The 12576-nt window shown below is 62.0% G+C and carries 9 protein-coding genes; 4 read left to right on the top strand and 5 right to left on the bottom strand.

All coding sequences use genetic code 11. From position 1 onward, the window contains the following. Position 1 precedes the first annotated feature (1 nt). The 3 genes from phnE to phnC form a co-directional block, all read right to left on the bottom strand. Positions 2-889, bottom strand: coding sequence for a phosphonate ABC transporter, permease protein PhnE (phnE, locus tag ACN5AZ_RS03960; RefSeq protein WP_419427559.1), 888 nt, complete (start codon positions 887-889; stop codon positions 2-4). Positions 890-1050: 161 nt separating this feature from the next. Then, positions 1051-1956: a phosphonate ABC transporter substrate-binding protein gene (gene phnD, locus ACN5AZ_RS03955; protein WP_419427558.1), complete on the bottom strand. Its 906-nt coding sequence runs from the start codon at positions 1954-1956 to the stop codon at positions 1051-1053. Positions 1957-2013: 57 nt separating this feature from the next. After that, a complete protein-coding gene (phnC, locus tag ACN5AZ_RS03950; RefSeq protein ID WP_419427557.1) occupies positions 2014-2835 on the bottom strand; it encodes a phosphonate ABC transporter ATP-binding protein in 822 nt (273 codons plus the stop codon). 175 nt (positions 2836-3010) lie between these two features. Here phnC and ACN5AZ_RS03945 point away from each other — a divergent pair, with 175 nt between their 5' ends. The 3 genes from ACN5AZ_RS03945 (at position 3011) to ACN5AZ_RS03935 (ending at position 9156) form a co-directional block, all read left to right on the top strand. Beyond that, the gene (locus ACN5AZ_RS03945; protein WP_419427556.1) at positions 3011-3310 is read left to right on the top strand and encodes a hypothetical protein; all 300 of its coding nucleotides are present in this window, start codon (positions 3011-3013) and stop codon (positions 3308-3310) included. Between the two features lie 870 nt (positions 3311-4180). Continuing rightward, positions 4181-8605 carry an Ig-like domain-containing protein gene (locus tag ACN5AZ_RS03940; protein WP_419427555.1) on the top strand — a complete coding sequence of 1475 codons (4425 nt, stop codon included), beginning with the start codon at positions 4181-4183 and terminating at the stop codon, positions 8603-8605. A 164-nt stretch (positions 8606-8769) separates the two neighbouring features. Next, positions 8770-9156, top strand: coding sequence for a response regulator (locus ACN5AZ_RS03935; protein ID WP_419427554.1), 387 nt, complete (start codon positions 8770-8772; stop codon positions 9154-9156). A 20-nt stretch (positions 9157-9176) separates the two neighbouring features. On the opposite strand, the gene ACN5AZ_RS03930 is transcribed toward ACN5AZ_RS03935, so the two are convergent. After that, positions 9177-9800, bottom strand: coding sequence for a nucleotidyltransferase family protein (locus ACN5AZ_RS03930; protein WP_419427553.1), 624 nt, complete (start codon positions 9798-9800; stop codon positions 9177-9179). A 157-nt stretch (positions 9801-9957) separates the two neighbouring features. Between ACN5AZ_RS03930 and ACN5AZ_RS03925 the strand changes: the two genes are divergently transcribed. Further along, positions 9958-11244, top strand: coding sequence for a DUF2254 domain-containing protein (locus ACN5AZ_RS03925; RefSeq protein WP_419427552.1), 1287 nt, complete (start codon positions 9958-9960; stop codon positions 11242-11244). A 1-nt stretch (position 11245) separates the two neighbouring features. Here the strand turns inward: ACN5AZ_RS03925 and ACN5AZ_RS03920 are convergent, their stop codons facing one another. Then, a complete protein-coding gene (locus ACN5AZ_RS03920) occupies positions 11246-12565 on the bottom strand; it encodes an HlyC/CorC family transporter (protein ID WP_419427551.1) in 1320 nt (439 codons plus the stop codon). Positions 12566-12576 lie beyond the last annotated feature (11 nt).

Here is a 12576-nt window from a genome sequence, read left to right as displayed (position 1 = left end):
CTCAGGCCCCCTTTGTCTGGCGTTGGCTGTCGCCCGTGGTCAGACGGTTGCGCATATAGCCAGAGAGTTGGTCGAAAAAGATGATCGTGCCGAACAGAAGCACAAAGATCGCGGCGGCCTCGTCAAAGCGGCCCGGCCCCCAGGCCATCGCATTGCGCAGCTCGTATCCCAGCCCGCCTGCACCGACAAAGCCAAGGATTGCAGAGGCGCGGATGTTGATTTCAAACCGCAGCAGCGCGTAGCTGACGTAGTTCGGCGCAACCTGCGGCAGGATGCCCAGCCACATGCGCTGCGCCCATGTCGCCCCTGTGGAGGCCAGCCCCTCGACCGGTTTGAGGTCCGCGTTTTCCGCCACCTCCGAGAACATCTTGCCCAAGGCACCCGCGGTGTGGATTGCAATGGCAATCATCGCAGGGACAGGGCCGCCGCCTAAGACAAAGATCAGCACCAAGGCGATGACAATTTCGGGGATCGCGCGCATCATGTCCATGGTGCGGCGGAACAGCCCGATCAGGCGCGGCCAGCGGGCCAGTCCGCGCGTAGACAACAGCGACAGCACCAACCCCGCCATGGCACCCAGTAGCGTGGACACGGCGGCGATGTTGATCGTCTCCACCAGTGCGGGGAGGAATTTAGCCATCAGTGCAGGCAGATCGGCGCGTTTCTCCCATGCTTCCGACAAGACGTCGGCGGGGTAGTCGCCCACATTGGCCAGCCCGTCCCAGAACCCGCCCGCGTTGCGCGCGTCCGCCGTCATAAATCCCGACACCAGAAGCAGCACAAAGATCATCAGCGTCAGCCCACCATACAGCCTGCGGCGATGGACCTGCTCCATATAGCTGCTGCGGATCGTCGCGACGGAGCCGCCGCCGAATGGGATATCTGTCATGGGGACCTCGGGGTCACAGGGAAACGCGTTATCCACCCTCCCGTCAGGGCGCGCGGCACAGCACACCGGGGAGGAGGTCGGCACCACCGCAGCGGCCCCAACGGGAAGGCGGATGCAAAAAGGGCCCGGCACTGGCTGCCGGACCCCTTCTGTTCAGTGGCTTAGCCGCCGATCTTTGCCTGACGGGCAGCGATCACGGATTCATAGGTGGAGTGGTCCACCGGCTGGAAGCCCAGCGTCTCGCCTGCGGCCACGCCATAGGCGCATTCGGTGTCACGCTCGTACAGGCCGTCGACCAGCGCGGTCATCTTCTCGCGCACATCGGCGGGCAGCGCCTTGCGCAGAACCACGGGGCCTTCGGGGATGACTTTGGATTTCCAGATCTGGGTCAGCTCGTTCATGTCGACCAGACCGGCGTCCACAGCCTTGCGCAGCGCGCCGGAGTTGTAGCCGTCTTCCCAGTTGCCCTGACCGTCGGCCCAGGTCACGCCCGCGTCGATGTCACCGTTGAACACGGCGACGATGGTCTGCTCGTGACCGCCGGTGAACTTGACCTCGCCGAAGTAGTCGCCGGATTCCATGGATGCGCCGGTGGCTTCGGGGATTTCGATGGAGGGGATCAGGTAGCCGGAGGTGGAGTTCGGGTCACCGAAGCCGAAGACCTTGCCCTGCATGTCGTCGAGCGATGCGATGCCGCTGTCGGTGCGGGCAAAACCGATGGAGTGATAGCCGATGGAGCCGTCCATGTTGACCTTGACCAGCACGGGCTCGACCGCTTCGGGGTCTTGCAGGTAGGTGGCGGCGTAAGAGGACGCGCCCAGCCATGACATGTCGATGGTGCCGCCCAGCAGGCCCTGGATCACGCCGTTGTAGTCAGCAGGCGCGAACAGTTTGACCGGAACGCCCAGCTCTTCGGAGGCGTAGTCCTGCAGGCAGGAGTAGGAGTTCATGCGGTCTTGGGCGTTTTCGCCGCCAAGGATACCGATGCGGAATTCCTCGATCTCCTGAGCAAAGGCCGGTGCGGCCAGTGTGGTCGTCAAAAGCGCGATAGCGAGGGTGGTTTTCATCAGTCTCTCCATTGATGAAAGGCCCGCCCCTTATGGACGGGGCGTGGGATGGTAAACTCAGACGAGGGCTTCGGCCTTGGCGATTTCGACAGTCTCGCGGTCAAGCGTGTCGATCTCGGTCGAGGTGGCGGCCTCGGAAAAATCATTGCCTGCGCCATAGATCTCCCGGGCCATGCCGGTGGTCAGTTGCTCGGGCGTGCCGTCAAACACGATGCGCCCGTCGCGCATGCCGATCACCCGGTCGCAATAGCGGCGCGCGGTATCCAGCGTGTGCAGGTTGGCGATGACCATGCGGTTGTCCTGTTCGTGGATGTCGCGCAGCGCCTGCATGACGATCTGCGCGTTCATTGGATCGAGCGAGGCAATGGGTTCATCGGCCAGAATGATCGCCGGGTCCTGCATCAGGGCACGGGCGATGGCGACACGCTGCTGCTGTCCGCCCGACAGCGCCTCGGCACGTTTGGGGGCCTGTTCGGCGATGCCCAGACGGTCAAGGATCTCGATGGCGTGGTGGATGTCGGACTGCGGGTAGAGGTTGAACATCGTCGCCAGCGTGGAGCGGCGGTTCAACGTGCCGTGCAACACGTTGGACACCACATCCATACGCGGCACCAGATTGAACTGTTGAAAGATCATTGCGCAGCGTGACTGCCATTCCCGACGGTCGGCCCCGCGCAGGGCAGTGATGTCGCGCCCGTCAAACAAGATCTTGCCAGAGCTCGCATCCCCCAGACGGTTCAGCATGCGCAGCAGGGTGGATTTCCCGGCCCCGGAACGGCCAATGATCCCGATCATCATCGGGCGATCAACGGTAAAGCTGGCACTGTCCACGGCCGCTTTATTACCAAATCGTTTCGTGACGGACTGAAGCTCAAGCATTTGTTTATCCTTCGCGTTGACCGGCGAAGTACGCCTTGGCTGTGAAGGATGTGCGACGGATTTGATTCCGCTTTGTGAACTTGAGGTAACGAAAATGTAACGCCGGTCTGGTCTGCTTCGGCAAATGCGCGTCATAAAACTGTTACATGGGCGCAAGGTCTGCTATGCTAGGGTCATGCGTCACATCCTGCCCATTATAACGTGTCTGTTCGCCGGTCTGCCCAGCACGGGCGGGGCCGCTTTGGGGGATGTGATCTGCGATGACAGCCAACGGATGCAAAGCACGCTGGAGTCCCGCCACGGGGCAGAGCGGCAGGGCCGTGGTGTGCGCGGCCCCGATGCGCTGATCGAAATGTGGGTCACCCCGGCCTCCGGCGACTGGATTCTGGTACAGTCTTATGCGAATGGCACCTCTTGCATCGTGGCGATGGGGGAGCATTGGCAAGACATGGCACCCCCGTTGGACAAGTCCTGATCGCGCGGCCCAATCGGCGCTGACATTCCTTTTGACAATAAGGCAAGCGGTGCGATTGCGGACGATCGTTGCTGCCCTATTTCCGTCACTTTGTCCCGACTCCCTATCTGAATCTGGCAGCAAGACCCGTCGCATCGGGAGAGAATGCGGCAATATGGCGGCTGCCACACTGCTAAGGATAGTTGCTATATACTTAAGAGAGAGTGACAGGGAATGCGGCCTTCGACCGGATTCGGCACCCGATTCGGTCATGCCATATTCCGATAGCCGTCCAATTTGGCGAGTTCGCTTTAATTTTACGCCAGTTGGAAACAACCCTACCGGGGAAATTGTGTCGGGCCGTGTCAGAAAAAGGCAGAAAGCGCGCAGGGTAAACTGTTTCCGATATTTCCCCTGATTTGGCGGAAAATGCTCGCTAACCTGCGATTTAAGCCAATTTTCAGCAGATTTCAGCGACTGTTGTTTCGTTCTGGTTGACGGAGCCTGTCTGTCCACATGCGATTCTTGCATTTTCGCTAAGCTCCCAAGGCATTTATTTGGCGTAACGCGGCTCAATTCCGTCAATTTTCCCTTTCTGTAACGGGGGGCATGCCTTAATTTGGTCTCAAGCCCAACTGGGGGGTGAAGATTAGGCCACGGGGGCGGCCGCTGATCGAACAGGTTCTGCTTTAGGGCCGACGTGACGCGACGGGTGTATTCTGCCCGCGCCGCCAAAGCGTAGCTTCGTCCACGAAAAGACGTGGGCAGAGGCACGGCGATACGTCGAAACCATCAGAGCAGACGAAATGAGGAACAGGGCAGTGCCGTGGGCATTGTCGTTGCCGTTTGTCGGCAAGGGCTTGCGCCCGACAGGTATATGAGGGCTTGGTAATGGCTGATTTGGTACTCGATTGGGGCGCTCTGGGAGCTTACGGCACCGTTCTGTCCGACACTGATGATCTGGGCGGGGCACCGTCTGCAACCGTAGACACCGGCGGCGTGGCGGTTGACGTCACCTTTGACGGGGCGAACCAGGGCGCGCAGGCGTTTACGTTCAACGCAGGTGGCTATGTCGCGCCGGGCGAGACCTATGACCCGCAGTCATGGTTGAAGCTGTTCGGCGACAATGCGGCTGCACCGGGCGCGACATCGACCACCACCCTGGATTTCCGGTCGACCAACGATCTGTTCACCGATCAGGTGCAGAATGTGTCCTTCCGCATCAATGACATCGACACCGGCAGCACCGGCGATCTGTCCGGCCTTGGCGGCGGGTTCGAGGATTTCGTAACCGTCCGTGCCTTTGACGCAGAGGGCAACGAGGTTCCCGTGACCTTCACCCCGGCGGGCACCGCTTCCGTCACCGGCAACACGCTGGATGGTGAAACCACCACCGGTCTTGAAGATGCGGCAGGCTCTGTCCTCGTCAACGTCGAAGGCCCCGTGGCCCGCATCGTCATCGATTACGCCAACGGCGGCACTTCTGACCAGCGTATCACCATTTCCGACGTCGAATTCTCGACCGTGGATGTGGTGGACAACACCCCGCCCGAAGCCGTCGATGACAGCGCGACAACCGATCTGGATACTGTGGTGACCATCGATGCGGTGGCCAACGACACCGATGCCGATGGCGACCCGCTGAGCGTGGTCTCGCTGGGCACCGTCACCAACGGCACCGCCGAAATCGACCCGGTGACGGGGGATGTGAACTTTACTCCGGCTGCGGGTTTCATTGGTGACGCGACCATCGAATATACCGTGTCTGACGGGCAGGGTGGCACGGACACCGGTCTGATCACTGTGACAGTCACCGATCCGACCGATCCCAACACACCGCCGGTGGCCGTGGATGATGCTGCGGAAACCGACGTGGACACGCCAGTGAGCATCGATGCCGCAGGCAATGACACCGATGCGGACGGCGATCCGCTGGTCGTCACCGAAATCACCTCGGTCACAAACGGCACCGCCACCATCGACCCGGTCACCAACGAGGTGATCTTTACCCCCGACGCAGGCTTTGTCGGCGAGGGGATGATTGAATACACCGTCGCGGACGGGCAGGGCGGCACAGACACCGGCACCATCATGGTGACCGTGAGTGATCCGACCGATCCCAACACACCGCCGGTTGCTGTGGATGATGCTGCGACGACGGATATTGATACGCCTGTGTCTATCGATGCCGTGGGCAACGACACCGACGCGGATGGCGATCCTCTGACGGTCAGCGAAATCACCACCGTGACCAACGGCACGGCAGAGGTTGATCCGGTCACCGGCAACGTGGTCTTCACACCGACACCGGGATTCACCGGCGAGGCGACCATCGCCTACACCGTGTCCGACGGTCAGGGCGGCACCGACCAGGGCGAGATCTCCGTAATCGTCAGCGATCCTGCGGACCCCAACACGCCGCCGGTTGCCATTGATGACGACGCGACCACCGACAACGAGACCCCTGTGGTGATCGATGCGGTTGGCAACGACACCGATGCCGATGGCGACCCGCTGGTCGTGACCGAACTGGGCACCGTGACCAACGGCACGGCCGAGATCGACCCCGCCACCGGCAACGTGATCTTCACGCCCGATCCCGATTTCGTCGGCGAAGCTTTGGTGGAATACACCGTCTCCGACGGCCAGGGGGGCACGGACAGAGGGTTCATCACCATCGATGTGACAGACCCGATCAACACCGCGCCCACCGCTGTGGATGATGCGGACACCACTCCGGTCGACACGCCCGTGTCCATCGACGCGGTCGGCAATGACACCGACCCCGAGGGCGACACGCTCACCGTCCAAAGCATCGACGGCGTGACCAACGGCACCGCCGAGATCGACCCGGTCACCGGCAACGTGATCTTCACCCCGGACGCAGGTTTCGTGGGCGAAGGCACCGTGGACTACACGGTCTCCGACGGCAATGGCGGCACGGACACGGCGACCATCACGATCACCGTAACGGATGACCCGATCAACACCGCGCCCACCGCTGTGGATGATGCGGACACCACGCCGGTCGACACGCCCGTGTCCATCGACGCGGTTGGCAATGACACCGACCCCGAGGGCGACACGCTCACCGTCCAAAGCATCGACGGCGTGACCAACGGCACCGCCGAGATCGACCCGGTCACCGGCAACGTAATCTTCACCCCGGACGCAGGTTTCGTGGGCGAAGGCACCGTGGACTACACGGTCTCCGACGGCAACGGCGGGACCGACACGGCGACCATCACGATCACCGTCACGGATGACAACTCTGCGCCCGAGGCCATCGACGACGCCTATGAAACCGGCCCGAACGCGCCGCTGACGCTGACGCCGCTGGCCAATGACAGCGATCCCGATGGGGACCCGCTGACCATCACCAGCATCACGCAGCCTGACAACGGCACCGCCGAGCTGGACCCCACCACGGGCGAGATCCTTTATACCCCGAACCCCGAGTTCACCGGCGTCGATACGCTGGAATACACCATCGACGATGGCGAGGGCGGCACAGACACGGCGACCATCACCATCGGTGTGGGCACGGCGAACGGCGGTCTTGGTGTGATCGACACCGACGTCTTCCCGGTGGATCCCGCGCTGCAGCCGCTTGACCCGCTGGATGGTCTGGACGAGGACGCCGACCCGACCGATGATCTGGACACGGTCACCGGCACCTCGGGCGCAGATCTGATCTCTACCGGTGATGATGCCGATGTGATCAACGCCGGCGGTGGCAACGATACAGTCTATTCCGGTATCGACGATGACCGCGTTGGTCTGGGCGGTGGTGACGATTACATCTACGATCCGCAGGGCGCTGACACGATTTCCGGCGGTGCGGGCAACGACACCATCATCGTGGGCACGGATACGTTCTCGGACTACGAAGGTGATGACGAGGCCTTTGCCCCCGGTGCTTTCCTGAACGACACCCTGGGCTTTACCAACGACCCCAATCAGGAAGACGGCCGCGACAGCGTTGATGGCAACACCGGCGACGATTATATCGAAACCGGCGATGACCGCGACACGATCTCGGGCGGTCAGGGCAATGACACCATCTATGGCGGCATTGACGATGACCTGATCCGCGGCAATGCGGATGACGACAGCCTGATCGGCGGTCACGGGTCTGACACCATCGATGGCGGTCAGGGCAATGACTTTATCGATGGCTCGAACATCGCGGCGCTGGAACAGACCGATGACGTTGACGTCAACACCGAGAACGACCGCGATCTGCTGCAGGGCTTCCGAGGCGACGACACCATTCTGGGTGGCGACGATGACGATACGCTGGAAGGCGGGTCTGGCAACGACCTGCTGGATGGCGGCATCGACGATGACCTGATCTTTGGTGGCGCGGATCGCGATACGCTGATCGGTGGCCAGGGCGATGACACGCTCAACGGCGGCGCGGGCAGCGACAGCATCTTCGGTGGTGAAGGCCGCGATACGATCATCGTGGACAGCGCGACGCACGGGCGTGGTGACACGGTTGACGGCGGCTCTGACGGGTTTGTCGACACTGCGGACCCCTCCGACCCCGAGAACGGCGATTTCGACGTTCTGGATCTGACGGGCGTGGGCGTGCGCGGTGAGGACTGGCGCATCGTTGATACGGTCACGGACTCCAACGGCAACGGCATCGACGGCACTGTCGAATTCCTCGACGGGACCGGCGCTGTCACCGGCACCATGGACTTCTTCGAGATCGAACAGGTTGTGCCCTGTTTCACACCGGGCACGCTGATCGCGACGCCCAGCGGCGAAAAGCTGGTCGAGGATCTGGAAGTTGGTGACCGTGTGATCACCCGCGACAACGGCATTCAGGACATCCGCTGGGTGGGTCGCAAGAACCTGACCGGTCATGAGCTGGCCCGCAAACCGCATCTTGCTCCGATCCTGATCAAACAGGGTGCCTTGGGCAACGGTCTGCCGGAGCATGACATGCTGGTGTCCCCGAACCACCGTGTTCTGGTGGCCAACGACAAGACCGCGCTGTACTTTGAGGAGCGCGAAGTGCTGGTCGCAGCCAAGCATCTGCTGGGTGTCGACGGGATCGAAGAGATGTCGGTGGGCAGCGTGTCCTACATCCACATCATGTTCGAACAGCACGAGGTCGTCCTGTCGAACGGCGCATGGACCGAAAGCTTCCAGCCGGGGGATTACTCGCTCAAGGGGATTGGCAACGCACAGCGTCAGGAAATCCTTGAACTGTTCCCCGAACTGGCCGAGGCCGAGGGTCTGCGCGGTTATGCCGCCGCCCGCCGGTCGCTGAAGCGGCACGAAGCGGCCCTGTTGGTCAACTAAGATATGCAGCCGGTTCCCGCAGCGATGCTTTGGGAACGGAACGTGGGACGGGGCGGCCTTGGGGGAGGTCGCCCCGTTTCCTATTATTTTAGGCGATTTGGACGGTTTACCTGTTGTTGACGGCTGATGCCCATATTTGGTGGGTCTGAAACGGGGTTTGTGGCATGGGCAAATCGGAAAAACGCTGTTTGATTGTGGATGATCAGGAATTTGACCGTCGCATGATGCGCCGTGTTTTGGCCAAGGAATGTCCGGATGTGCCCTTGGTCGTGGCTCGCAATCTTGAAGAGGCGCGCGCACGGCTCAAGGACGGTGATGTCTCCATTGTCTTTCTCGACAATGCGTTGCCCGATGGCTTTGGCGTCGATTTCGTGCAGGAGATGGTCCAGTCGCGCGACTGGAAGGGCGTGCCCGTCGTGATCGTCAGTGATTTCCCCTCGCCGTTCATGTACGCCAAGGCGCGCGCCGCCAATGTGCGAGAGGTCTGGTCAAAGCGCGAGTTTATAGGGCCGTCGGTGCAGCGGGTGATGCGAAGCCACGCGGCGCGCTGATTTACCTAGGTTTTTCCGAATTATTCTGCGGGCAGGCGGACCTGTTCGGGGCTGCGGGCGCGCCAATCCTCCCACGCCTCTGGCGTGTCGAGATCCACAAGCGCGCGATCCCCGGGCAGGGCAATCCGGCGCAACCGGTGCCGGTTGGCCCGAATGACCGTCCGCGCGCCTTGATCGCCGGTCAGCTGCGCCATCGCAGAAAAACAATCCGACGGGAACAGCACTGGGTGGCCGGGGCGGCCATCCTCGGTGGTGGCCTGATGCAACATCGGGTGGGGGGTGTTCTCGAACGCATCGATCACGGCGCGTAGGTCCGCTGTGTCCAGATCCGGCATATCAGCGGGCAAGATCATCACGGCGCGCATGCCCCGTGGCAACATTCCGACGCCGCGCCGCAGCGAGGCCGACATGCCATCGCCACGGTCCGGCACAGCCACAAGTTGCACAGGCAGACCCGACAACGCCACCGCGCGCGGGTGGTCATAGTCGGGCAGAGTGACGGCCACATGGGCGCCGGTGGCGCTGGCGGCAAGCGCCGTTCGGCGCAGCAGCGGAGTGCCGCAAACCGGTTCCAACAGCTTGTCAGAGCCGCGCATACGGCGACTTTCCCCTGCGGCGGGGATCAGGATGGCTATGTCTCGCATGTCTTGGTGATACGCAATCTGGCGGGCAAATGACAGAAGATTATCCGCCGCAGGTGCAGCCATGTACGCCGCGCTGCGGCATGATGAAGAATCTCCCAATGGTTGTAAGGGGCTGCTGGTCTCTGGCCACGGGCGGCCTGCGTCTTATCTGTGATCCATGGATGCACTGAACACTTTGCCGAACAAATTGCTGCGCGAATTGCGTGGGCTGATCCGAATCCTGTGGGTGCGCGTGCTTGTCTTCGGGCTGCTGGCGGTTCTGTCCATCCCGCTCAGTCAGGTGGTGGAGGCATGGCTGCCCGATGGGCTGACCGATCTGGTGTCGGGTTCATCGGTGGACCGGCTGCTCGACATTATCGCCACCGCCATGCTGACGGTGACCACGTTTTCGCTGACGGTGATGGTGTCGACAAACCATGCGACCGCGTCCCAGTTCACGCCGCGGATGCAGCAGTTGATCCGCCAAGATGCGGTGACGCAGAACACCTTGGCCACGTTCATCGGCTCTTATGTCTATGCGCTGGTGGCCATCGTGCTGCGGGAAACCCGATATATCAGCGACGAAAAAGCGCTGGCTATGTTCGGGATGACCGTGGCGATGCTGGCGCTGATCGTCTGGTCGCTGATCCGCTGGATGCAGCATCTGCAAACGCTGGGCTCCCTGATCAATTCGGCCCGTCAGGTCGAACGCATGACAGAACTGCAGTTTCAGGACCGTTTGGAAAACCCCTGTCTGGGCGCCGTGCCGTTGACGGAGGAGGCGCCGGAGGGCGCGCGCACCATCGCCGCGCCAGAGACCGGCTATATCCAGATCATCCACCCCGAACCGCTGCAATCGCTGGCCAAGGAGCTGGGCTGTGACATCTACCTGCCAGAGGCTATCGGGGATTTTGTCTTTGTCCGCGCGCCCTTGGCCATGGTGTGCGGCGGTGCCCAAGATGACGAGGCGGTGGAGCGGCTGACCAAGGCGATCCACGCCAATGTGGTGTTGGGCGACGAACGCACCTACGATCAGGACCCGCGCTTCGGGCTTTTGACACTGGGGCAGATCGGGTCAAAGGCGCTGTCACCGGGCATCAATGATGCGGGCACTGCGATTGACGTGATCGATCGGGCGGGCCGCCTCCTGTCAAGCTACCGCGACGAGACCCAAAGCGATAAGAGCCCGCGCCATCCGAACCTCTACGTGCGCCCTCTACAGGCAGAGGCGCTGGTGGCCGATGCCTTTGATTCCATTGCCCGCGACGGTGCCGCCACGCGTGAGGTGCAGGAGCGTCTGCAAAAGGTCCTGGGCGGGCTGGCCCGCCACCCGGATGCGGATCTGCGCAAGGCAGCCAAGGACCGCGCCGCCGAATACCTCGACCGGGCTTTGGCCGCGTTGGAATGGGCGCCGGATCAGGACCGCCTGCGCCGCGCAGCCGAAAGCACCAAAGGGCGCGGCTAAATCAGCTTGCGCGGTCGCCCAAGGGGATGACCTTCAGCTTGGTGATACGGTTGTTTTCGCGTTCCAACACCTCGAAGCGGAAGCCGTGGTAGGAAAACACCTGCCCCACGGTGGGGATCATCTGGCTTTCAAAGATCACCAGTCCGGCGACGGTGTTGGCCTCGTCATCGGGCAGGGTCAGATCGGTCGCGCGGTTGAAATCGCGGATTGTCATGGCCCCGTCGACCAGCATTTGCCCGTCATCGCTGCGCAGGATCTGGTGATCGGCCTGCGGGTCGAATTCGTCCGTGATCTCGCCCACGATCTCCTCAAGGATATCTTCGAGGGTGATCAATCCTTTGAGCGATCCATATTCATCCACCACCAGCGCAAAATGCGTGCGGCGGCGCAGGAACTGGCGCATCTGGTCGTCCAGCGCGGTGGTGTCGGGCACGAAATAGGGCTTCATCATCACGCCGGTGACGCTAAAGCCCGCCAGCGCCGTGGCGAGGCTTTGTTCGCTGGTCGTCAGCTTGTACATGGCCCGCAGCAGGTCCTTGGCATGGACGACGCCGATGATGTTTTCGGGATCGTTGCGGTAGACGGGCAGGCGGGTGTGGTTGGATTCCAGACATTGCTGCACGATGTCCTGCGGGGCGGCATCCGCATCGATCATCTCGATGTTGGACCGGTGCAGCATGATTTCCTCGACCGTGCGGTCGCCCAGATCCAGCGCCCCAAGGATGCGGTCACGGTCTTCCTTTTCGACCACGCCCTCGGAATGGCCAAGCTGCAGTGCGCCGGCGATTTCCTCGCGCACCGCAAGGATCTGGCTGTCGGGGTCGGTTTTCACGCCAAAGACGCGCAGCACGCCGCGCACCAACAGGCGCACCGCTGAGACGACCGGGGCAAAGACCCGCACCACGATAGAGATCGGCGGGGCCACGCGGGCGGCGGCGGTTTCGGGATTGGTGATGGCGTAGGTCTTGGGCAGCACTTCGGCAAAGACCAGAACGATCACGGTCATGACCAAGGTCGCAAGTGCCACGCCGCTGTCGCCGAAGATATTGGTAAACAATGCCGTGGCGAGCGACGTGGCCAGAATGTTCACAAGGTTGTTGCCCAGCAGAACCGATCCGATCAGCCGTTCGTTGTCTTCCGTGATGCGCAGCGCACGCTCTGCACCGGTCGCGCCTTTGTCGGCGGCGGCACGCAGCTTGCCGCGCGATGCGGCGGTCAGCGCGGTCTCAGAGCCCGAAAAGAACGCCGACATGGTGATCAGGCAGAGGATCGCCCCCGATGTGATCCAGAAAGCAGCGTCGAAAACGGTTTGCGTGTCCATCGTGATGGGCC

The sequence above is a fragment of the Sagittula sp. SSi028 genome, assembly GCF_048553715.1.
Classification (GTDB): Bacteria; Pseudomonadota; Alphaproteobacteria; order Rhodobacterales; family Rhodobacteraceae; genus Sagittula.
This window is presented reverse-complemented; position numbering and strand designations above follow the sequence as displayed.

Excerpts from the sequence above, each read along its gene's own strand:
- phnE (WP_419427559.1), bottom strand. The coding sequence starts at position 889 with ATGACAGATATCCCATTCGGCGGCGGCTCCGTCGCGACGATCCGCAGC.
- phnD (WP_419427558.1), bottom strand. The coding sequence starts at position 1,956 with ATGAAAACCACCCTCGCTATCGCGCTTTTGACGACCACACTGGCCGCA.
- phnC (WP_419427557.1), bottom strand. The coding sequence starts at position 2,835 with ATGCTTGAGCTTCAGTCCGTCACGAAACGATTTGGTAATAAAGCGGCC.
- ACN5AZ_RS03945 (WP_419427556.1), top strand. The coding sequence starts at position 3,011 with ATGCGTCACATCCTGCCCATTATAACGTGTCTGTTCGCCGGTCTGCCC.
- ACN5AZ_RS03940 (WP_419427555.1), top strand. The coding sequence starts at position 4,181 with ATGGCTGATTTGGTACTCGATTGGGGCGCTCTGGGAGCTTACGGCACC.
- ACN5AZ_RS03935 (WP_419427554.1), top strand. The coding sequence starts at position 8,770 with ATGGGCAAATCGGAAAAACGCTGTTTGATTGTGGATGATCAGGAATTT.
- ACN5AZ_RS03930 (WP_419427553.1), bottom strand. The coding sequence starts at position 9,800 with ATGCGAGACATAGCCATCCTGATCCCCGCCGCAGGGGAAAGTCGCCGT.
- ACN5AZ_RS03925 (WP_419427552.1), top strand. The coding sequence starts at position 9,958 with ATGGATGCACTGAACACTTTGCCGAACAAATTGCTGCGCGAATTGCGT.
- ACN5AZ_RS03920 (WP_419427551.1), bottom strand. The coding sequence starts at position 12,565 with ATGGACACGCAAACCGTTTTCGACGCTGCTTTCTGGATCACATCGGGG.